The organism is Sphingosinicella xenopeptidilytica, assembly GCF_042676985.1.
GTDB classification, from domain to species: domain Bacteria; phylum Pseudomonadota; class Alphaproteobacteria; order Sphingomonadales; family Sphingomonadaceae; genus Sphingosinicella; species Sphingosinicella xenopeptidilytica.
Genome location: NZ_JBHTIK010000005.1, coordinates 623,313 through 643,733 on the forward strand (window position 1 = coordinate 623,313; position 20,421 = coordinate 643,733).

The window sequence follows — 20,421 nt, forward strand, 5'->3', positions numbered from 1 at the left end:
GGAGAGGCGCGATGCCCCGCGGCGACAAGAGCAGCTACACCGACAAGCAGAAGCGCAAGGCCCGACATATCGAGGAGGGCTATGAGGAGCGCGGCGTCAGCCATGACGAGGCGGAGCGCCGCGCGTGGGCGACGGTGAACAAGGACTCGGGCGGCGGCAACAAATCTGGCTCCGGGCGCGGCAAGCCGGAGAGCCATGCATCCGCGCGGAAGGGCGGTCGCAAGGGCGGCGCGGCGTCGGCCGCGCGCAGTGCCGCGGCCCGATCGGCGGCGGCGAAAAAGGGCTGGGAAACCCGGCGTCGGCGCGGGAACAGCTGAGATTGCGCCCCGCTTCCTCTCAATAATAGAACTTGAATTTAAGTTAAATCGGTGTTGAGCCCGTCGTCGTCATTACGGAGCAACGACTATGGGCATGGCGGAAGCGATCGAGGAACTGCGGGCGCGGCGCGCGCGGGCGCTCGCGATGGGCGGGGACGACAAGATCCGCCGGCAGCGGGATCGCGGCAAAGGCACGGCGCGCGAGCGGATCGCGATGCTGCTCGATGCCGAGAGCTTTCTCGAATACGGCCAGCTTGCCTCGCACGCGAGCCCGATCGGCTATGCGCAGACCGTGGACGAGGTGACGCCCGCGGACGGTGTGATCATCGGGACGGGGACGATCGACGGGCGGCCGGTGTGCGTCGCGGCCGAGGATTTCACCGTGCACGGCGGCACGTACGGGCTGCATCATGGGCGGAAGAAACATCGTATCGCGGACATCGCGTTGCGGGAGCGGATGCCGATCATCTGGCTGCAGGACGGCGCGGGGGCACGCGCGCAGGAAATGGTCGGGGAAGGGCTGCCAGAGGCCTCGCACCTCATCACGCTCGCGCGGCTTTCTGGTATCGCGCCGCAGGTCGCGATTGTGATGGGGCCGAGCGCGGGGGATTCGGCGCTGCTCAGCAGTCTTGCCGAGTTCATCATCATGGTGGAGGGCACCGCGATGCTTGCCGCTGCGGGGCCGCCGGTGGTGAAGTCTGCGACCGGGCAGAGCGTGACGCCCGAGGAGCTCGGCGGGGCGGGCGTGCATTGCCGGATCTCGGGAGTTGCCGACAATGCCGCGGCGACCGAGGAGGCGGCGATCGCGATGGCGCAGCGGTTTCTTTCCTACTTTCCGCGCAATGCCTACGAATATCCCGAGCGGGCGGCCTGCGACGACCCGGCCGACCGGATGGACGAGCGGCTGGTGAGCCTCATCCCCGAAAACCCGCGGCTGCCGTACGATGTGAAAGAGCTGATCAACAGCATTGTCGACCGGGACAGCTTCTTCGAGATCAAGCCCGACTTCGCGCGCATGATCGTGACCGGGCTTGCCCGGCTCGGCGGCCATTCGGTGGGGATCATCGCGAACCAGCCGATGGTTTCGGCAGGCGCGATCACCGCGCAGGCGGCGAACAAGGCGCGGCATTTCGTGGACCTGTGCTCGGCGTATCACATTCCCATCGTCTTCCTGCAGGACGTGCCGGGCGTGATGCCGGGGCCGAAGGCGGAGCAGGAGGGAACGCTGCGCGCGGGGCTTGCGCTCAGCTACGCGATTGCGTGGTCGGCGGTGCCGCGCATCACCGTCGTCATCCGCAAGGCGTTCGGGTTCGGGGCGGTGGCGATGGGCGGCGCGGAGGCCGAGCAGGCGATGATCCTCGCGTGGCCGACCGCCGATTTTGGCTCGCTGCCGCCGGGCGGATCGGTGCTGGCCGCGCACGCGAAGGAGATCGAGGCGGCGGACGACCCGCAGGCGCTGATCCGCGACCTGACGGCGAACTATGCGCGCTGCGCCGGGCCGTTCCACGCCGCCTCGAAGCTCAACATCGACGACGTGATCGACCCGCGCGAGACGCGGCCGCGCCTGATCCGGGTTCTGGATCAGACGCTGGCGCGGCGGACGGCACCGGCGCAGCCGGCGCTGCGGCACGGGGTCATGCCCTGAGCGGCTGCATCTTCTGAATGAACGCATCGACGCCGTCGCGCAGCGGATCGGCGACGGGGAGGCCGAGCCGGTCCGAGGTGCGCGCCATCCAGTCCTCCCGCTCGGGATCGCTCATTTTCGAACTGTTGATGCTGATCCCGGCGCAGGCGATGGCCGGGTTCGTCAGCCGCCCGAGCTGTTCGTAGAGTGCGATCGCGTCGGCGAGATCGGGCATCGGAACGTGTGGGTAGCCGTAGATCGTGCTGCGCGTCGGATCGTGGCAGAGCACGAACAGATCGGGCTGCGCGCCGTGCAGGAGGCCGAGCGTGACGCCCGCGAAGGCCGGGTGATAGAGCGAGCCCTGGCCTTCGATGATGTCCCAGTGATCGGCGGCGTTCGCCGGGCTCAGCCATTCGGAGGCGCCCGCGATGAAATCGGCGACGACGGCATCGATGGCGACGCCGTGCCCGGCGATCATGATGCCGGTCTGCCCTGTCGCGCGGAAATCCGCATTGCCGCCGAGCGCGCGCCACCGCTTTGCGATGGCAAGCGCGGTGTATTTCTTGCCGAGCGCGCAGTCCGTGCCGACGGTGAGGAGCCGCTTGCCGGAGCGGGGCAGCCCCGTTCCCGTGCTGAAGCTGACGGTGGGATGGCGGATATCGAACAGTGTGCGGCCGAGGCGCTGCGCTGTCGCGGCCAGCTCCGGGATGTCGGCGAGCCGCTGGTGGAGGCCGGCGATGATGTCGAGCCCGGCTTCCAGGGCCGCGATGAGTTCGGGCAGCCAGTGTGCGGGGATGGCACCGCCAACCGGAGCGATGCCGATAAGCAGCGCACGCGCGCCGCGCGACGCGGCGACAGCGGGCGTGAGGCTTTCGAGGCCCAGGCTCACCGTGGCTTCCGGCATGGCATATTCGCCGATCACCGCGTCCGGCGCCCAGTCGCGCAGGCCGAAAGCGGTCTTGGCATAGGCCTCGCTCCGGGTGTCACCCAGAAAGAGGAGATAGGGTGACGGCAGGTCTACCATGGGCTGTCCAGTATCCTTCAGCGGTTGGTTCTTTGGTCTTTTGGAAACGATGATCCTCATCGGACAATAATCAACTTGAATTCAATTTCAAAATAGAGAATGATCCTGATCGTACCGACGGCGCCCGCAATAGGCGTACGGCGGAGCTTGGCGATGGGAAAAGTGGGCCGAATTGGCGCATGGGACAAAAAGGGGAAACAAGATGCATGTTTTAAAGCGCACGCTTTTGTGTTCGGCGGTTTGCGTCGGCAGTGCCGGTATCGCCGCATCCGCGGTGGCGCAAACGGCTGAACTGGAAGAAATCATCGTGACCGCGCAGAAGCGCGCGGAATCGATTCAGGACGTGCCGATCTCTATTTCGGCGTTCTCCGCCGACGCCATCAAGGACCAGGGTATCGGCCGTATCGAGGATTTCGCGACCTCGTTGCCCAGCGTCTACATCGACATGCGCGAGCTGCGTGGAACGTCGATCTCGATTCGCGGCATCGTTTCGGAAACGAACAACCCCGGCGTCGATCAGGGCGTCGGCGTCTACGTGGACGGCGTCTACATGGGCCGCCCGACAACGATCAACAACAGCCTCTACGATCTTGAGCGCATCGAGGTGCTGCGCGGGCCGCAGGGCACACTTTACGGCAAGAACACGATCGCGGGCGCGATCAACTTCATTACGCGCAAGCCGGGCGACGAACTGCGCGGCGACATCAGCGCGAGCTACGGCAACTATGACGCGATCCGGGCGAGCGCATCGGTCAGCGGACCGGTGGTTCCGGGCAAGTTCTATGTTGGCGTTTCGGGCGGCATCGACCGCCGCGACGGGCTGGTGAAGAACCTGCTGACCGGCACCGATCTCGACGATGTCGATTCGCTTTCGGGCCGCCTGACCGCAGTTTACAGCGAGAACGACGACTTCGAACTCGTCGTGCGTGTCGACGCCTCCCGCGACCGGACAAATTCCGGCGCCCTCGACATCACCGACAACGGCGATCTCACCGGAACGCCCCTTGCTGATGCAAGTGGTTGGGACCGTCAGGTGGTGCAGAACCGGGACACGGTCCAGACCCGCGACACGTTCGGCGCCTCGGGTGAAATCAACTGGTCGCTCGGCGACGGCAAGCTGACGAGCATCACCGCTTACCGCGAGTTCCAGTGGTACAACCTCGCAGACAATGATTACACGGCGCTCGATCTGCTCGCTTCGGGCATCAGCGAGGACCAGAACCAGTTCAGCCAGGAACTTCGCTTCGCCTCGTCCGACAGCGGCCCGCTGACGTACGTGTTCGGCGTCTATTATTTCCACCAGCGACTTGCGACGAATTCCGCCGCAGTGATCGGCACCGACCTCGGTATCTATCCCGAGGCGGTGACCGGAAACATCCTTGCGACCGTGAAGTCTGAAAGCATCGCCGGGTTCGGCCAGGCGGTCTATCGCGTGACGGACCAGTTCAGCATTACCGCCGGGCTGCGCTATACGTGGGAGAAGAAGGACGTCATCCACAGCCAGATCGGCGATCCGTTCGGATTGCTGCTGGCGACGATGCCGGAACGCCGCTTCGGCCGATCGGAGGACGACTTTTCTCCGTCGCTGAGCCTCAATTACAAGTGGAACGACAAGGTTCTGACCTACGCGACTGTCAGCCGCGGCTTCAAATCCGGCGGTTACAACGTGTTTTCGGTGACGCTCACGGACGATGCCGAGTATGAACCCGAATTCGTGACGAGCTACGAGATCGGCCTGAAATCCGACCTGCTCGACAACCGCCTGCGGTTCAACGCATCGGCCTACTATCTGCGTTACAAGGATTTGCAGGTGAACCAGCTGGAGCTGGTGGGTGGCCTTCCGCAGTTCCAGACCTCGAACGCGGCGCGCGCGCGCAGCAAGGGTGTTGAACTCGAGCTGACCGCGCGGCCTGTGAACGGCTTCGATGTTACCGTGAACTACAGCTATCTCGATGCGAAGTTCCTCGACTATGAAGGTGCCACGCCGGGCGGCGATGACTTCACCGGCAACACGATGGTGAAGGCGCCGAAGCACAACATCAGCGTGGGTGCGCAGTACGAGGCGCCGCTGACCGACACGCTTTCGTTGACGCTGCGCGGCGACCTGACGCATCGCAGCCGGATATTCTTCGGGCCGGACAACGGTTATTCGCAAGGCGATGTGACGGTACTCAACGGGCGCATCGGGATCGGCAGCGAACAGGGCTGGTCGCTGTTCCTGTGGGGCCGCAACCTCACGAACAAGGACTATGCGCTCTACCGCGACGATGGCGTGATCATCGGCGGGCAGGCCGTGCAATCGCTCGCCACGCCGCGCACATATGGTGTCGAGGCCCGCTTCAAGTTCTGAAGTCGACCGTTCGAGATGGAGGCGCGGGCGCTTCCATCTCGAACGGGAATTGCCGCCTGGAGCGAAACACCAGGATGAAAAAGAGAGGCCGGAGAATTGCTTCCCCGGCCTCTCTTTTTGTGTTCTGCGTAATTACTTCGCAGCGGTCTGCTGCGCGCTGAACGTGCCGCCATAATACTGCATCGTCAGCGTGCTGGGTTTGCCGCGCTTGCCCGGTTTGAACACGACGTTGTGTTCGTCGTCGACAACAGAGACGAAGCGGCCCGCGCCCTGATAGAGCAGCGGCAGCGCCGGGCCGCCCGACTTGGTTCCGCCGAAATTCAGGTAGAGCTGGCCATCCTTGAAGGAGAAGCCGTGTACCTCCGGCCCGAAGCGGTAGGGCGCGAAATAATAGTCGCCCGAAACGCGCGTGCCGAGGTCTGCCGGAACCGGCAATGATCTGACGACCGGCTGCGGCACGCCAAGCACCTCGCGCGCGATCTTCTGTTCGACGCTGAGTGGCGGAAACGCGCCGCCCTGATTGTTGGTGGTGATGGTGATGACCACGTCGTCGTCGGGATAATAAGCGTAGTACGCCGAGAAACCGTAGATGTCGCCCGCGTGGGAGATCTTGCGGTGGCCTTCGAAGTTCGTGGTGACGAGGCAGCCGAGCGTATACATGAGCTCGGTGCCGTCCGCGAGCTTGTCGCGCTTCAGGATGAGATCGCGCACCTCCTGGCTGGTCTTGTCCGACGCGAAGACGCCGCGGCGGTATTTCAGCAGATCGCCGACCGTCGACATGATCGCGCCCGCCGCGAAGGGAACGGTCGGATCATACTGCAGCGCATTCTGCCAGCCGTTCTTGCCCTTCTTGTAGCCGTGCGCACGGTGCGGCACGAGGCGTGTCCAGTCCGTGTACAGCGACTTCGACATACCGAACGGTTCGAGGATGTGCGTGCGGACATATTCGTCGTACGTCACGCCGGAGACCTTCTCGATGATGAGGCCGATGAGGAAGGTGCCGGAGTTCGAATAGCTCCATGCCGTTCCCGGCTTGAACATCAGCGGCTTGCTCGCGAAGTAGCCGAGCATCTCCTCGCGCGTATATTCCTTCCGCGCATTGTAGGGGAATTCGGGCTGATCCGTATAGTTCACGATGCCGCCCGTGTGATCGAGCAGATTGCGGACCTTCACGCTGCGCGCGGGCTCCGGCAGATCGGGAAGATAATGGCCCGCAGTCTCGTCCAGCGAGACCTTGCCATCCACGGCAAGCTGCGCCAGCGCAAGGCCGGTGAAGGATTTCGTGATCGATCCGATCGGGAAGACCGTGTCCACCGTGACCGGCACGTCCTGCTCCAGATCGGCCTTGCCGAAGCCCTTCGCGTAAACGAGTTCACCCTTGCGCTCGATCGCAATGGCGAGCCCGGGGAAGGGGGCCGCTTCCATGCGGTTCGCGATGATCGCATCGATCCGCGACGCGGTTTCGGGCGAGAGCGCCTCCGCCTTCACCTCCGAATGCAAGGCATCGGTGCCGAGCAGTGCGACACTGACCAGAAGCGGGAGCACGCCCTTGCGCCAGCCTTCGGCGCGCGGGGCCTTCGATGAACAGATGCGTTCGCGCATAACACCTTCCTTCACTCAGATGGTCCTTTCATGTTGGTGCCACCATCGTCGAGCCGCCGCGGTCCCGTCGCGGCGTCCCCCCGATGATGGCACGATTTGCGGGCGTGATCCTAGAAGTTGAATCGCGCCTCCACGCCGAACGTGCGCGGCGCGCCGAGCACGATGAGCTGCTGCCCCACAAGCGTCTGGTTCGAGAGATCGAACAGGCGGGTCTTGTAGGTCTTGTCGGTGAGATTCTTGCCCCACAGCGCGATCGACCAGCGATCCTCTTCGCCGGCGAGCGTGATGCGGCCGTTGAGGAGGCCGACGGTGCCAACTGTTCCGGCGGGGTCCTTGATCGGCAGCAGATCCGTGCCGCGCTCGTAGAGATAGTCTCCGCGCAGCGTGAGCGACAGGTCGCCGAGCGCTACGGTATACTGCGCGTTCAGGCCGAAGCGGGTCTCCGGTGCGCGCGGCAGGTCGGCGAGCGGAATTTCCGGGCTGCCTGGCGCCGTGGGCACCGTGCCCTCGTCGTAAGCGGCATCGGTGAGCGCGAGATTGAAGCCGAGTTCGAGCGCGGGGAGCGGCACGGCCGTGACTTCCAGCTCGACGCCGCGCGAGTGCGCCTTGCCGGCGTTGCTGGTGCGCGGATCGAAGGGGAGAGTGTTGGGATCATCCGACGAGATCTGGATGTCCGTCCATTCCATCGCGAAAGCCGCCACGTTCACGCGTAGGCGGTTTTCGAGAAGGCTCATCTTGGCGCCGATCTCGTAGTTCCAGATATATTCGGGATCGTAGCTGATGCCGTTCGCGTCACCGAGCGCATCGTTGAAGCCGCCGCTCTTGAAGCCGCGGCTGACGGTCGCATAGGCCATCGCCGACGGGTTGAAGTGATAGCGGATGTTGAAGCTGGGCGTGAAGGCCTTCCAGTTGTCCTTGCCGCGCAGGCCGTCGACCTGCCCGCCAAGGAGCGCCAGCGGATCGAACTGCGAATAGAGGATCGACTTCTTCTCGTAGGTGAAGCGGCCGCCGAGCGTCGTTTCGAGCTGATCGGTGATCTTGTAGGAAAGACTTGCGTAAGCCGCGTAGCTGTCGAGCTTCATGTCCGCGTCGGAGCCGATGTCCATCGCGGGCACTTCAAGCAGTTCTGCAAGATCCTCGCCGAGCCGGACGAAGCTCAAATTGCGGCTGGTCTGATGGAAATAATAGAGGCCGGCGATCCAGCTGAGCGCGGTGTCGCCCTTCGAAGAGAGGCGCAGCTCCTGGCTGAACCGCCAGACGTTTTCAGGGTCGCCGTCGTAGAGCCAGCGCAGCGGCGACATGTCGGTGTCGCCGATGTTGTCGTATTCGTGTTCGCGGTACGAGGTGATGCTGGTGAAATCGACGCCGCCGAAATCGATGTTCGCGTTGAGGGAAACCGCCCACGCCTTCAGCGTTTCCTTCGTCGCGAGGTCCGAATAGACGCGGCGATCGAAGGGATCGGTGTTGAGCGGGAGTTCGAACATTTCGAGGAGCTGGGGGAGCAGCTGATCGGTGTCGTAGGCCAGCGTTTCGAAATATTTGGAGCGCTGGTTCACCTTGCGATACTCGCCGGTGAGGATGAACTCGGCGTTCTCGGTGGGACGCATCAACAGCTGGCCGCGCAGGTTCCACGTGTGCGAATCGTCGCCGCGCGTGCCGTCGATCTCGTTGCGCGTGAAGCCGTCGCGGTCTTCGTATTGCGCGGAGATGCGGGCGAGGAGCTTGTCTTCGATGAGGGGGCCGCTGACGGCGCCGCGCAGGTTGATGGCGTCGTAATCGCCGTAGCCACCGATCACGTAGCCTTCGAATTCATCCGTTGGCTTCTTGGTGGTGATGCTGATCACACCGCCCACGGTGTTGCGGCCGAAGAGCGTGCCCTGCGGGCCGCGCAGCACCTCGACGCGCTCGACATCGACCATGTCGATGTTGGCGCCGACACCGCCACCCATGAACACCTCGTCGACATAGACGCCGACGGCCGGGTCCTGTCCCGCCGAGCCCGAACTCGCGGAAATGCCGCGCATCGCGATGGGCGAGAGTTTGAGGTCGGAATAATTACCGAAGCCGAGGCTCGGCGTGTTCAGCGCGAGGTCGGCGAGGCCATCGATGCCGCGCGCGGCGAGGCCCGCTTCGGAATATGCGGTGATCGCGATTGGCACGTCCTGCACGCTTTCCGTGCGCTTTTGGGCAGTGACGGTGATGATTTCGATGCCGTAGGCGTCCGCCTGCGCCAGCGCCGGTACGGGCGAGAGCAGCGCAAGCGCCGCAGCCGATTGCATGAGGTACCGCGCGGGTCGGCAGTGGACGAGATTTACCGATTTCGACATTCTATTCCCCCTTTTGTTCTGTTCACACTTAGATGTAGAATATAAATTCATATTCAACTCAAATGCTGTGTTTTATGACAGGGCAGGCCGTGGGGCCTCCCATGTTCCGGCTTCATCCGGTTCAGCGCAAAAAAACCTGTCCTCCCGACTGCAGCGTTTGGGCCGATTGCGGGATCTCTCCCGATCACAGGGCTCCCTCTCAACCCGACGCCATCACTATCCGCAGCTTTACTTGAAATTAAATTTAAAATCAAATATCGAAACAGCAAGGGCGCCATGCCAGCGCCGGGTTTGAGGGTTCGAGAATTGACAGCATCGCCGGAAGTCCTGTTAACCCGCCGGGGGCGGGCCAGCGTCATCGCGCTCAATCGGCCCGCGTGCCTGAACGCGATCAACGAGCCGATGGTGCGCGCATTCATCGCGGCGCTGCGCGAAGCCAACGCCGACGCGGCGACGGCGGCGATCGTGCTTCACGGCAACGGCAAGGCCTTTTGCGCGGGTGACGACTTGACCGCGCACGAGTCGCCGGCGGACGTGGACGAAATGACGATGCGCACGCGAGTGGACGTGATGCAGCAGGTGAGCCGCGAGATCATGTTCGGCGAGAAGCCGGTGATCGCGGCCGTGCACGGATGGGCCGTGGGCGGCGGCTTCGAGTGGACGATCAACTGCGACGCAGTGATCTGGTCCGAAGAGGCCCGCGCGTTCTTCCCCGAGATCGAATGGGGCATGTTCGTGAGCGGCGGCGTGACCGCGCTGCTCCCGCGGCTGGTTGGCCCGCAGCGAACGTTCAAATGGATCATGGGCGGCGAACATCTTGACGGGCGGGCGCTGCAGGAGGCCGGCCTCGTGACCGAGATCGTGCCGACCGGGCAGCATCTCGATGCGGCATTCGCGCTTGCCGAACGCATTGCGTCGCGCCCGGCGAAGGCGGTACGCAGCCTGAAGCGGGCGATCAATCTGCTGGAGCGCGACCGCATCGAGGCGGCGATGGCGGAGGAAACGATCAGCCTTGCCGCGAGCCTGCTCGATCCCGAAGTCGCCGCGCGGGTCGGCGCCTTCAAGGGAAATGATTCGAAGGAGGGGATGTGATGGCCCGGAAGACCGTTTTCGCCGTCGCCGGCGCGATGCTATTGCTGACAAGCGCGTGCGCGCACGCCGCAGCGTCGTCCGCATCCGAAGCGGCGCGTCTTGACGCCGTGATGCAGGCCTTGCCGCTGGCCTCGTCGTCGCCCGCGCCCGCCGATGCCATCCACAATGCAGCGGTCGTCGTGGAAGACCCCGCGCAAAAGCTCTATTATGCAAAGGGTGTCGGTCCCGCGCGCGAAGGCGGCACGGCGGGGATGACGGCAAAGGACCAGTTCCCGATCGCGAGCGTCACCAAGACAATGACGGCGACGGTGATTCTGCAGCTTGCCGAAGAGGGCAGGCTTGGGCCTGACGGGATCGAAACGACGCTCGGATCGCTCGGCGTATTCACGCCCGCAATCCTCGATCGCCTGATGACATTCGAAGGGCGCAGCTATGGCGCCGGACTGACGATCCGGCAATTGCTGGCGCACCAATCGGGTATGCGCGACGTTTTCATGGATGATGCGAAGCTCACGTCGGACAACAATGAAGGCAATGCGGCGCCGGAGTCGTTCGGTGGCGTTCAGCTCGGCGTGCTCGGCGCGCATCGCAAGTGCCTCGAAACGCCGGGATGCGATATCTCCGCGCTGATGACCGGGCGTATGTGGACGCCGTGGGACGCGTCGCGGCCCGACGATCCGCAGGCCGGGGTCCTCAATTTCTATCTGAGTTACAACGGCGGTGCCACGAACGGGCTGTTCGCGCCGGGGCAAGGCTATCACTACAGCGATACCGGCTACATCATCCTTGGCCTCGTGATCGAGAAGCTCACCGGGGGCACGCTGCACGAGGCCTATCGGAAGCGCCTGTTCGATCCGCTAGGGCTGAAGCACACCTATCTCGAATATGCAACGAAGCCTGGGACGGCGGCATACGAAGGCAATGCTGCCGATTTCTACCTCGGCGACTTTCCCGGCCGGACCGGGCGCTTCAACATTTCCTTCGATTGGGCAGGCGGCGGCGTCGTTTCGACGGCCGAGGAGTTGAACCGCTTCATCCGCGCGCTTGGCGAAGGACGGCTGTTCAAGAAGGCGGAAACACTGACGCTGATGACGACGCCGCAGTGGCGCCAGATGCGCGGCGACATCGCGGTGGAGCGTGGGCTCGGCGTATCCCGCCTGACGACGCCGGACGGCATTTCTTATTTCGGGCACACCGGATTCTGGGGTGCGATCATGCTCTATGAACCGGGCACGGGGATCAGCCTCGGCGGAACGATCAATCAGGTGGGGCACAATCCCGCTGTGTGGGCGATCGACCTGTTGCGCGCCGCGCGTCCGCGCGGAACGGCGAAAAACTGACGAGCCCGTTCAGGCCGGTTCAGACCATCCTGAGGCTGGTGAAACCCTCGTAGCCCTTCAACTGTTCGGCGGGCGGGTTTGCGAGGTAGATCGCCCGGTACCAGAGAAGAGAATCGCGAGGAAATGCGCCACGTCCTCCGGCGAGGAGAAGGCCTTCACGAGTGTCGGGTTGCGATCGACGTAGAGCTCGAACAGGAAGTTGTCGACCATGCCGCCGAGGGCATAAGCGATCATCAGCCGCTGCTCATCGCCGAGTGCCACGTCCGGGCAGCGCCGGGCGATATCCTTTGCGATCTTGAGGCTCCAGTCCACGCTGACCTTGCGATAGAGTTCGGAGAACTCGACCTCCTCCTCATCGAAGTGGAGCAGGCACCGCATCAGGCCAGGTGTGCGCGAATAGGTGGAAACCATGACCTTGTTGGCCCGCACGATCGAATCGAACGGGTCGCTGGTCGGCGCCATGCCGGAGAGATCCTCAAAACGCTGCCGATCGAGCAGTTCAACAAGGATCTCGTGGGTGAGGTCCGCCTTGCCTGAAAAATAGTGGTAGAGGAGGCTGACGTTGACGCCAGCTTCGGACGCGATATCGGAAAGGCGCATGGCGCGGTAGCCGATCCGCTCCAGCACGCGCACGGTCGCTTCCTTCAGCTTCTCGCGCGTCTGGTTGCCGCGCTGCGTCTGCGGCGCGGCAGGCTTCTTACTAACGGCGTTGCGGCGTTCCTTGCGGCCCAGCGGCGCGACGGCGGGCCTTGCGCCCACGGCTTTTTTCTTCGTTGCCATTGCGTTCTTGATCAACCTCGATTGCGCCGGTGTACCGGAAACCGGCCATGAAACCAATTTCTAATCATAGGCTCGCATGGCAATTTATAAACTTGAATTTAAATTCAACCATGGTAAGCAGCATGGATCAAAAGGGAGGGTGGCCCTTGTTCGTGCGCGAGCATCCCGCGATGCGAAGTGCAGATGCCGCCGTCCTGAAACCGGAAGGGCTGCGTAACACCAATGGAATATGATGTCGAAACCCTGTCGTCGCTGGTTGGGCAAGAGATTCTCGTCAGCGACTGGATATCGATCTCGCAGGATGAGATTGACGCCTTCGGCAAGGTGACGCGTGACATCGATCCCATGCACGTGGACCCGGACTACGCCCGCGAGCACAGCCCGTTCGGTCAGACCATCCTGTTCGGTTTCCAGACGCTTTCCATGCTGAGCCACCTTTGCTCGCCGATCCGGTATCGCCACGACGGCGGCGTGATCGGATACGATCTCAACTATGGCCTCAACCGGGTGCGCTTCATTTCGCCGGTTCCGGTGAATGCGCGCTTCCGTAACCGCATGTCGATCAAGAGCGTCGAGCAGCGCGAGGACGGCGCCTATCTCATCACCTCCGAAAATACGATCGAGATCGAGGGGCAGGAGCGCCCCGCGCTCGTTGCGGAATGGATCGGCCTCGTTTCGAGAGAGAATGCCTGATGCCGATGCCGACGGGGCCGGACCTTGTCCGTAGCATCGAGCGGCTTCCCGACGCTGTTGCCGCCTACGCCGAGGCCGTGCCGGATCGCGAGGCGATCATCTTCGGTGACCTGCGCCTTTCCTACGCCGAATTCGACCGCGAGATCGATCGCTATGCGCGTGCGCTGATCGCGGCAGGCGTGGAGACCGGCGACCGTGTCGCCATGATCGTGACGCCGCGCCCCGAGTTCATGCTGATGCTGCTCGGCGCGATGCGCGCGGGTGCCGTGTGGGTGGGCGTGAACCCGAAATACAGGCGCGAGGAAATGCGCCACGTGCTGGGGGACTGCAGGCCCAAACTGCTGGTTTCGATTCTCGAAGACCCGGCGGGGCGCCGCTACGACGATGACCTCCGCGATCTCGCGGGCGATGTCGTCGCAGGCGTTGGGCTCATCACCATCGGCGGTACTCTGGATGGAATGAGCCGGTCGCTCGATACATTTCTCGCAGACGGCGATGCGTTCGATCCGGCACAGGCCGCTGCCCGGATGAATCGCACCTCACGGCGCGATCCTGTGAGCATCGTCTACACTTCGGGATCGACCGGGAAGCCCAAGGGGGCCGTGCTCTCGCACGACAGCTTCTTCCATTCCTACAAAGCGCTTTCGGAATCCTTCGTGGGCCGCGAGCATCTGCGTGCCGGGCACCGCGTGATCTGCAACCTGCCGACCAACCATGTCGGCTGCCAGTCCGACGTGTCTGGGAACTGCCTGATCGACGGCGGCACGATCGTGTTCATGGAAACCTTCGATCCGGCCGGAATTCTGGAGACGACGGAACGCGAGAAGATCACGATCCTGGGCGGATTGCCGCTCATGCATCAGGCGGTGTTCGATCACCCCGACGTTGCTCGCCGCGATCTCTCCAGCGTTTCCGTGATCGCATGGGGCGGCGCGCCGATGCCTGCGCCGTTGCTGCGCCGGCTGGAGGGGAAGGGGTATTTCTTCTCGCTGCACTACGGGCTCACCGAGGGCGGATCGATCAACAGCGTCAATCCGCCGGACGCCGATTTCGCGCTGCTGACGGAAACGATCGGCCACCACGATCATAGCAACGAATATCGCGTTGTGGATGAGGGCGGCGTGCCCGTTCCCGAGAACAGCATCGGCGAGGTGCAGATCAAGGGGCCGGGGGTGATGCTCGGCTATTTCAACAATCCCGCGGCGACCGCGGCGGCGTTCACGGCGGACGGCTGGTTCCGCACCGGCGACCAGGTGGAACTGCTGCCGGGCGGCAACTGGCGTTTCGTCGGGCGCAGCGTCGAGATGTTCAAGTCGGGCGGGTACAACGTCTATCCGCGCGAGGTCGAACTCGCGCTCGAAGAGCATCCGGGTGTCGCGGCGGCGGCTGTGATCCCCGTCGCCGATCCGCGCTACGACGAGGTTGGCTGGGCATTCGTGATTCCGGCGCCGGGGGCGGTGATCGACGAGACCACGCTCCGGGCATTCGCGGGTGAGCGGCTTGCGAACTACAAGGTGCCCAAGACCTTCCTGATCCGCGAGGCGCTGCCGCTGCTGCCGATCGGGAAGGTGGACAAGCACGCGCTTCGCGATGAAGTGCGTCACCTGAGCGCTGCGCGGTGAACAAGGCGATGGGCGGCGCAGTGGCATCGGCTCCTCTGGCGGAAGCGCGCGGCCTTTCCATCGGCACAATGGCGGCGTTCGGTGTCGGTTCGCTCGGAACGGGCGTATTCTCCACCGTGCCGAGCGTGCTGCTGCTCTTTTTCATGACGAGCGTTCTCGGCATTTCGCCGGCGCTGGCGGCACTCACTGTCTTCATCCCCAAGTTCTGGGACGTGCTGATCGATCCCCTGATCGGCATGATTTCCGATCGCACGCAGAGCCGCTGGGGTCGGCGCCGGCCTTATATGCTGATCGGCGGCATCACGATGAGCCTGTTCTTCGTGATGCTGTTTTCGGTGCCCGCATTCGAAACGCCGCTTGAAAGTTTCCTCTACGTGACCGCCGCCTACATGGCCTGCGCCACGGCATACGCGGTGTTCTCGGTGCCCTACATCGCCATGCCCGCCGAGATTTCCAGCAGCCCCGAGGAACGCACGACCTTGATGTCGTTCCGCATGGGGTTCGCGATGGTCGGCATCCTGCTCGGCGGCGCGGGGGCGCCGTTCCTTGTCGATCTCGCGGGCGGCGGGCGTGCGGGTTACGCCGTGATGGCGCTGACCATCGGTATCGTGTGCGGCATTGCCATGCTCGTGCCGGTGGTGGCGACGCGCAGGCTGGGGACGGCGGCATCGGTTTCGGCAGACTTCCAGTTCTGGCAGGGGCTTCGGCAGGCGGCGGCCTGCAAGCCGTTTCTGCTGCTCCTCGTCACCTACCTGCTGCAACTGGCGGGGCTTGGCTGTTTCTCGGGCGCTTTGCCCTATTATGCCGTGCATATCCGCGAAGGTTCGGGGATGACCGTGACGCTGCTGTTCGTTGCGCTCAATGTTTCGGCGATCGTCGCCATGCCGCTCTGGGTGCGCATCTCCCGCAGCGTGGGCAAGGTGCGGGCCTATCTTGCGTCGAGCGTGCTGCTTGTGCTCGCGACCGGGGGGCTCTGGTTCTGCGACAGCGAAACGCCCGATGCCTTTCTCTACACGCAGGTCTGCCTGATGGGCCTCGTTTTCGCGGGGCAGCAGCTCTTTCCCTTCGCGCTGCTGCCCGACGTTCTCGATGCCGACGCGCGCGCTACGGGTATCCACCGGCAGGGCATGTTCACGGGGCTGTGGACGGCAGGCGAGAAACTCGGCCTTGCGCTCGGCGGATTGGTGACGGGCGCCGTGCTTTCGTGGACAAGCTTCGTCGCATCGAGCGGAACCGTGGTGGCGCAGCCGGAGTCGGCGCTCACGGGTATTCGCCTTGCGTTTGCTATTCTGCCCTCGCTGCTTGTGACGGCGAGTCTGTTGCTGCTCGTGCGGTTCCGCAGTGTCTATGAAACCCCTTCGACAGGAAAGATCACGCCATGACTTCGACGCAAAGACTATGGTCGGGCGCGCTGCCGCTGCTGACGGCGCTGATCGTTTCGATCGCCGCAACAGCATCGCTCGCCGGGCCGCGCGCTCGCGATCTCGGGGTGCCGTTCGAAGGCACGCCGGGCGCGTTGAATGCCATCACCGACGTCGCGGGTGTCGAAGTCGGCCATACCACCGTGATTTCAGGCGATGGGGCGATGGTGATCGGGAAGGGGCCGTACCGCACGGGCGTGACGATCATTCATCCGCTCGGGAAAACCAGCCTCGATGGTGTCGCCGCGGGCCGTGCCGTGATCAACGGCACCGGCGAATGGACCGGGATGCATCTCGTCGACGAGGTCGGGCAGTTCTTGGGACCGATCGCGCTGACGGGAACGGGTAACGTAGGCCTCGTGCACCAGAGTATGATGGACTGGTCGGTCGGCAAGGTGCCGGAAGAGGCGCTGTTCTCGCGCTTGCTCCCGGTGGTCGCCGAAACGCTCGACAACCGGCTCAACGACGTCTTCGGGCATGGCCTGACACGCGATCACGTATTCGCGGCGCTCGACGGCGCCAAAGGTGGCCCGGTTGCGGAGGGCAATGTCGGCGGCGGCACGGGGATGATCGCCTACACGTTCAAGGGCGGCATCGGCACGTCGTCGCGCGTCGTTTCGGCGGGGGACACGCGCTACACCGTCGGCGTGCTCGTGCAGGCGAACCACGGCGACCGCAACGACCTGCGCATCGCGGGCGTGCAGATCGGCAAGGAGATCAAGGGCGCGTGGCCGGAGGTGAACGGCATCGTGGCTGCTGGCCCCGATGCAGGCAAGCCGCAGGACAAGAATTCGCTGCTGATCGTGATCGCTACGGATGCGCCGCTGATGCCGCATCAGCTGGAGCGCATGGCCCGCCGCGCCGCGCTCGGGGTCGGGCGTAACGGCAGCACGGCGGGGGCGCTTTCGGGTGAGTTCGCGCTCGCCTTCTCGACGAGCCATGTCATCCCGCTCGGCGGCAAGCCGCGTCTGCCCGCGATCATCAACGACACCGACAGCGAAACGATGAATGCATTGTTCCGAGGTGTCGTGCAGGCGACGGAAGAGGCGCTCGTGAACCAGCTCGTGGCATCCGAGACGATGACCGGCGCGAACAACGCGAAGGTCTACGGCATCCCGCATGATCAGCTGGCGCGCATCATGAAGGCGCGGTTTCCGCGCCGGTAGGACAAAAACGGCCTTCCCCGGGACTGAAAACATGCAAAAACACGGGGATGGCTGATCCTGCGATAACAATTGAGGCGATTCGCGCGGCGCGCGCGGCGCTCGGCTCCCACATTGTCACCACGCCGACGCTCGACTGGCAGGCGGACGAACTGCGGGAGCGTCTTGGCGCGGATACCCGCGTCAACCTGAAGCTCGAATTGTTCCAGCGGACAGGGACGTTCAAACCGCGCGGCGCGCTCACGGTGATGATGGCGCTCGACGAAGCGCAGCGGGCGCGCGGCGTTACCGCCGTCAGCGCGGGCAATCATGCCATCGCGACCGCTTATGCCGCCTGGGCGCTTGGGATTTCGGCGCGCGTGGTGATGCTGCCCACGGCCAATCCCGCGCGCATCGAACGCTGCCGGCGCCTTGGTGCCGAAGTGGAGATCGCGACGGGCGGTGCGGCGGCGTTCGAACGCGCGAAGCAGATCGAAGCCGAGGAAGGGCGGGTTTTCGTGCACCCCTTCGAAGGTCCGTTGACCGCGCTCGGTACCGCCACCATCGGCCTTGAATGGGCAGGCCAGACCGAGCCGCTCGATGTGCTGATCTGCCCGATCGGCGGCGGCGGCCTCTGCGGCGGTCTCGCCACCGCGATCCGGCTTTTGATGCCGGCCTGTCAGGTTTTCGGCGTGGAGCCGGAAGGGGCGGACAATATGTACCGCAGCTTCGCGCAGGGTGCGCCCGCCACGAACGCGAAGATCGCAACGATCGCGGACAGCCTGGGGCCGCCCTACTCGCTGCCATATAGTTTCGGGCTGTGCCGCGAGGCTGTCGAGGAGATCGTGCTGGTTTCCGACGATGCGCTCCGCGCGGGCATGGACCTGCTGTTCCGCGAGGCGCGGCTGGCAGTCGAGCCTGCGGCCGCGGCGGCGACCGCTGCGCTGATGGGGCCGCTCGCGGAACGTGTGCGCGGCAAGCGCGTGGGCGTGATCGTCTGCGGCGCGAACATCGATATCACGGGATTTGCAACGCACGTCGAAGCCGGAAAGCGCATCACGGGCCTGCAATAGCGGCAGATGATCCCGCGTCGATCACCCTGGGGAGGAGACGGATATGATTTCGGACTGCACGAATGGGGTGCGGCCGCAATGAGCCCGGTCGTACCGGATCGCGCGGCGATCGACGCGGCGCGCGAACGCATCCGCGATCTTGCCGTGCGCACGCCGCTCATCCGCCTGCAGGGTGGTGCGCGGGACGATATCTATCTGAAGCTCGAGACGCTGCAGCCCGTCGGTTCGTTCAAGATCCGCTGCGCCGCGAATGCGCTTCTCAGCCGCGGTGACGCCTGCCGCGACGGCGTGTCTACGGCGAGCGCCGGGAATTTCGCGCAGGGCCTCGCCTATGCAGGACGCGCGCGGGGCATTCCAGTGACTGCATACGTTCCGGATACGGCGGCGCGCAGCAAGGTGGAGGCGCTGGAGAGATTCGGCGCAAGGGTGGTGTCGCTGGCTTACGATGACTGGTGGGCGATGCTCGCCGAGCCGCCCACGGATCCCGCGTTCATCCATCCGGTCATCGAGAACGAGGTGCTTGCCGGAAATGCCACCATCGGCGCCGAGGTTTTGGAGGATCTGCCGGAAGTGGCGACAGTGCTCGTGCCGTATGGCGGCGGCGGGCTCGCCTGCGGCATTGCCGCGGCGCTGAAGGCGCATGGGTCCGCGGGCGTTGTCATCGCGAGCGAAACCGAGGCGGGGGCGCCGGTGCGCGCGGCATTCGCGGCGGGAGAGCCGGTGACGGTGCCGTTCGTGCCCTCGTTCATCACCGGCATGGGCGGCCCCACCGTCATTCCGGCGATGTGGCCGCTGGTGCGCCGCCTTGTTGCCGGAACCGCGCTCGTGTCGCTCGCGGAAACGGCCGCCGCGGTGCGGCTGCTTGCCGAGCGCCATCACGTGATAGCCGAAGGCGCAGGCGCCGCGCCGGTCGCCGCCGCACTCGCCGGCGATCATCCGGGGCCGGTGGTGTGCATCGTTTCGGGCGGGCACCTCGATGCCGCGCATCTCGCGATCATCCTTGCCGGCGGCGTTCCATAGACGCCGGGCATCCATCGCCGCTTCGCATAGCACGCTGCGATGGATGCATGACATCATTGCGCTCGCCACATCTCGCTCCACTCCGTAGCGTTCGTATAGACGAGGGAAGGGACGGATGATGGCGAAATACCGGATGCTTCTTGCGATGCTGGCTATCGGCTGCGCCAGTTCGGGTGCTCTGGCAGAGGCGGGGAACGCGAACCCCGGTGAACTCTACCGCGTGTCGATAGGCCGGGCGGGCGGCACGCCGCTTGTCGCCGTCAATGGCGGCCCCGGCTTTGATCATCGCTACATGATCGCCGCGCCGATCTGGACCGGCATGGCGGAACGGCGGCGGATCGTTTTCTACGACCAGCGCGCAACCGGGCGCTCGCCGGATGCCGCAGCAAAGGATCTGACCGTCCAGCGGATGGTCGAGGATCTCGAAGCGCTTCGCCGAAGCCTGAACGCCGAGAAGATCGATCTTGTCGGCCATTCGTGGGGCGGCATTCTTTCAATGGCGTATGCGGTGCGCTACCCGGACCGTGTGAGCCACCTGATCCTTGTCGGATCGGGCGATGCGAAGCCCGCGGCGAACGAATATCTGTTCGACAAGCTCTATCCGGAAATCGTGGCGACGATCCCGCCCGATCCAAGCCCGGCGGGGCAGATGGGCTGCGTGGAGACCGATGCCTACGACAGAATGTCGTATTACGATCAGCGCAACAATGTCGCCGTCGCGGGCGAGGCACCCAAGTTCTCGCAGGAGACCTGCACCGCAGTGATGCTCGATGCGATCAAGCTCGATCTCTATCCCGCGCTGGCCAAGCTCAAGGTGCCGACACTGGTGATCAACGGACGCTTCGATGCCAATGTGGCGCCGTCCGTCGCGTACCGGATCAGCAAGGCGATTCCGGGCGCGCGGCTCGAATATTTCGAGCGCAGCGGCCACTCGCCGTTCGTCGAGGAGCCGGAAAAGTTCGCGCTTGTCGTGGAGCGCTTCCTTGCAGACTAA

The 20,421-nt window shown here is 64.3% G+C and carries 16 protein-coding genes; 12 read left to right on the top strand and 4 right to left on the bottom strand.

Annotated elements, in window-relative coordinates; translation table 11 throughout:
* Positions 1-11: 11 nt before the first annotated feature.
* Together ACFQ00_RS10825 and ACFQ00_RS10830 are read left to right on the top strand one after the other, a co-directional pair.
* Complete coding sequence (locus ACFQ00_RS10825) at positions 12-317, top strand: plasmid stabilization protein (RefSeq protein WP_381490235.1); 306 nt, start codon at positions 12-14, stop codon at positions 315-317.
* Between the two features lie 88 nt (positions 318-405).
* On the top strand, positions 406-1,962 hold the full coding sequence (locus tag ACFQ00_RS10830; protein ID WP_381490237.1) for an acyl-CoA carboxylase subunit beta: 1,557 nt from the start codon (positions 406-408) through the stop codon (positions 1,960-1,962).
* Here the strand turns inward: ACFQ00_RS10830 and ACFQ00_RS10835 are convergent.
* Entirely contained in the window at positions 1,952-2,965 is a 1,014-nt protein-coding gene (locus tag ACFQ00_RS10835) for a DUF1611 domain-containing protein (protein WP_381490239.1), read from the bottom strand. The genes ACFQ00_RS10830 and ACFQ00_RS10835 overlap by 11 nt on opposite strands.
* Before the next feature lie 202 nt (positions 2,966-3,167).
* Here ACFQ00_RS10835 and ACFQ00_RS10840 point away from each other — a divergent pair, with 202 nt between their 5' ends.
* A complete protein-coding gene (locus ACFQ00_RS10840; RefSeq protein ID WP_381490242.1) occupies positions 3,168-5,315 on the top strand; it encodes a TonB-dependent receptor in 2,148 nt (715 codons plus the stop codon).
* Positions 5,316-5,447: 132 nt separating this feature from the next.
* Here ACFQ00_RS10840 and ACFQ00_RS10845 read toward each other — a convergent pair whose 3' ends face one another.
* Both ACFQ00_RS10845 and ACFQ00_RS10850 read right to left on the bottom strand, forming a co-directional pair.
* The gene (locus ACFQ00_RS10845; RefSeq protein WP_381490244.1) at positions 5,448-6,917 is read right to left on the bottom strand and encodes a serine hydrolase domain-containing protein; all 1,470 of its coding nucleotides are present in this window, start codon (positions 6,915-6,917) and stop codon (positions 5,448-5,450) included.
* Between the two features lie 110 nt (positions 6,918-7,027).
* Positions 7,028-9,244 (bottom strand): TonB-dependent receptor, encoded by a 2,217-nt coding sequence (locus tag ACFQ00_RS10850; RefSeq protein ID WP_381490246.1) that lies wholly within the window; start codon positions 9,242-9,244, stop codon positions 7,028-7,030.
* Between the two features lie 306 nt (positions 9,245-9,550).
* Here ACFQ00_RS10850 and ACFQ00_RS10855 point away from each other — a divergent pair, with 306 nt between their 5' ends.
* Together ACFQ00_RS10855 and ACFQ00_RS10860 are read left to right on the top strand one after the other, a co-directional pair.
* A complete protein-coding gene (locus ACFQ00_RS10855; RefSeq protein WP_381490249.1) occupies positions 9,551-10,336 on the top strand; it encodes an enoyl-CoA hydratase/isomerase family protein in 786 nt (261 codons plus the stop codon).
* Positions 10,336-11,676: a serine hydrolase domain-containing protein gene (locus tag ACFQ00_RS10860; RefSeq protein ID WP_381490252.1), complete on the top strand. Its 1,341-nt coding sequence runs from the start codon at positions 10,336-10,338 to the stop codon at positions 11,674-11,676. The genes ACFQ00_RS10855 and ACFQ00_RS10860 overlap by 1 nt, the downstream gene beginning before the upstream one ends.
* A 57-nt stretch (positions 11,677-11,733) precedes the next feature.
* Here ACFQ00_RS10860 and ACFQ00_RS10865 read toward each other — a convergent pair whose 3' ends face one another.
* A complete protein-coding gene (locus tag ACFQ00_RS10865) occupies positions 11,734-12,456 on the bottom strand; it encodes a TetR/AcrR family transcriptional regulator (protein ID WP_381490255.1) in 723 nt (240 codons plus the stop codon).
* 222 nt (positions 12,457-12,678) lie between these two features.
* Here ACFQ00_RS10865 and ACFQ00_RS10870 point away from each other — a divergent pair, with 222 nt between their 5' ends.
* From ACFQ00_RS10870 to ACFQ00_RS10900, 7 genes are all read left to right on the top strand, one after another.
* A complete protein-coding gene (locus tag ACFQ00_RS10870; RefSeq protein ID WP_381490257.1) occupies positions 12,679-13,149 on the top strand; it encodes a MaoC family dehydratase in 471 nt (156 codons plus the stop codon).
* Positions 13,149-14,771: a class I adenylate-forming enzyme family protein gene (locus ACFQ00_RS10875; RefSeq protein WP_381490260.1), complete on the top strand. Its 1,623-nt coding sequence runs from the start codon at positions 13,149-13,151 to the stop codon at positions 14,769-14,771. The genes ACFQ00_RS10870 and ACFQ00_RS10875 overlap by 1 nt, the downstream gene beginning before the upstream one ends.
* Positions 14,772-14,791: 20 nt before the next feature.
* The gene (locus ACFQ00_RS10880) at positions 14,792-16,153 is read left to right on the top strand and encodes an MFS transporter (protein WP_381490263.1); all 1,362 of its coding nucleotides are present in this window, start codon (positions 14,792-14,794) and stop codon (positions 16,151-16,153) included.
* Positions 16,150-17,358 carry a DmpA family aminopeptidase gene (locus ACFQ00_RS10885; RefSeq protein ID WP_381490266.1) on the top strand — a complete coding sequence of 403 codons (1,209 nt, stop codon included), beginning with the start codon at positions 16,150-16,152 and terminating at the stop codon, positions 17,356-17,358. Before ACFQ00_RS10880 ends, ACFQ00_RS10885 begins: the two co-directional genes overlap by 4 nt.
* Positions 17,359-17,405: 47 nt before the next feature.
* Entirely contained in the window at positions 17,406-18,407 is a 1,002-nt protein-coding gene (locus ACFQ00_RS10890; RefSeq protein WP_381490268.1) for a pyridoxal-phosphate dependent enzyme, read from the top strand.
* 78 nt (positions 18,408-18,485) lie between these two features.
* Positions 18,486-19,427 (top strand): threonine ammonia-lyase, encoded by a 942-nt coding sequence (locus tag ACFQ00_RS10895; RefSeq protein ID WP_381490271.1) that lies wholly within the window; start codon positions 18,486-18,488, stop codon positions 19,425-19,427.
* A gap of 115 nt (positions 19,428-19,542) precedes the next feature.
* Complete coding sequence (locus tag ACFQ00_RS10900) at positions 19,543-20,421, top strand: alpha/beta fold hydrolase (protein WP_381490274.1); 879 nt, start codon at positions 19,543-19,545, stop codon at positions 20,419-20,421.

Excerpts from the sequence above, each read along its gene's own strand:
- ACFQ00_RS10825 (WP_381490235.1), top strand. The coding sequence starts at position 12 with ATGCCCCGCGGCGACAAGAGCAGCTACACCGACAAGCAGAAGCGCAAG.
- ACFQ00_RS10830 (WP_381490237.1), top strand. The coding sequence starts at position 406 with ATGGGCATGGCGGAAGCGATCGAGGAACTGCGGGCGCGGCGCGCGCGG.
- ACFQ00_RS10835 (WP_381490239.1), bottom strand. The coding sequence starts at position 2,965 with ATGGTAGACCTGCCGTCACCCTATCTCCTCTTTCTGGGTGACACCCGG.
- ACFQ00_RS10840 (WP_381490242.1), top strand. The coding sequence starts at position 3,168 with ATGCATGTTTTAAAGCGCACGCTTTTGTGTTCGGCGGTTTGCGTCGGC.
- ACFQ00_RS10845 (WP_381490244.1), bottom strand. The coding sequence starts at position 6,917 with ATGCGCGAACGCATCTGTTCATCGAAGGCCCCGCGCGCCGAAGGCTGG.
- ACFQ00_RS10850 (WP_381490246.1), bottom strand. The coding sequence starts at position 9,244 with ATGTCGAAATCGGTAAATCTCGTCCACTGCCGACCCGCGCGGTACCTC.
- ACFQ00_RS10860 (WP_381490252.1), top strand. The coding sequence starts at position 10,336 with ATGGCCCGGAAGACCGTTTTCGCCGTCGCCGGCGCGATGCTATTGCTG.
- ACFQ00_RS10865 (WP_381490255.1), bottom strand. The coding sequence starts at position 12,456 with ATGGCAACGAAGAAAAAAGCCGTGGGCGCAAGGCCCGCCGTCGCGCCG.
- ACFQ00_RS10870 (WP_381490257.1), top strand. The coding sequence starts at position 12,679 with ATGGAATATGATGTCGAAACCCTGTCGTCGCTGGTTGGGCAAGAGATT.
- ACFQ00_RS10875 (WP_381490260.1), top strand. The coding sequence starts at position 13,149 with ATGCCGATGCCGACGGGGCCGGACCTTGTCCGTAGCATCGAGCGGCTT.
- ACFQ00_RS10885 (WP_381490266.1), top strand. The coding sequence starts at position 16,150 with ATGACTTCGACGCAAAGACTATGGTCGGGCGCGCTGCCGCTGCTGACG.
- ACFQ00_RS10890 (WP_381490268.1), top strand. The coding sequence starts at position 17,406 with ATGGCTGATCCTGCGATAACAATTGAGGCGATTCGCGCGGCGCGCGCG.
- ACFQ00_RS10895 (WP_381490271.1), top strand. The coding sequence starts at position 18,486 with ATGAGCCCGGTCGTACCGGATCGCGCGGCGATCGACGCGGCGCGCGAA.
- ACFQ00_RS10900 (WP_381490274.1), top strand. The coding sequence starts at position 19,543 with ATGATGGCGAAATACCGGATGCTTCTTGCGATGCTGGCTATCGGCTGC.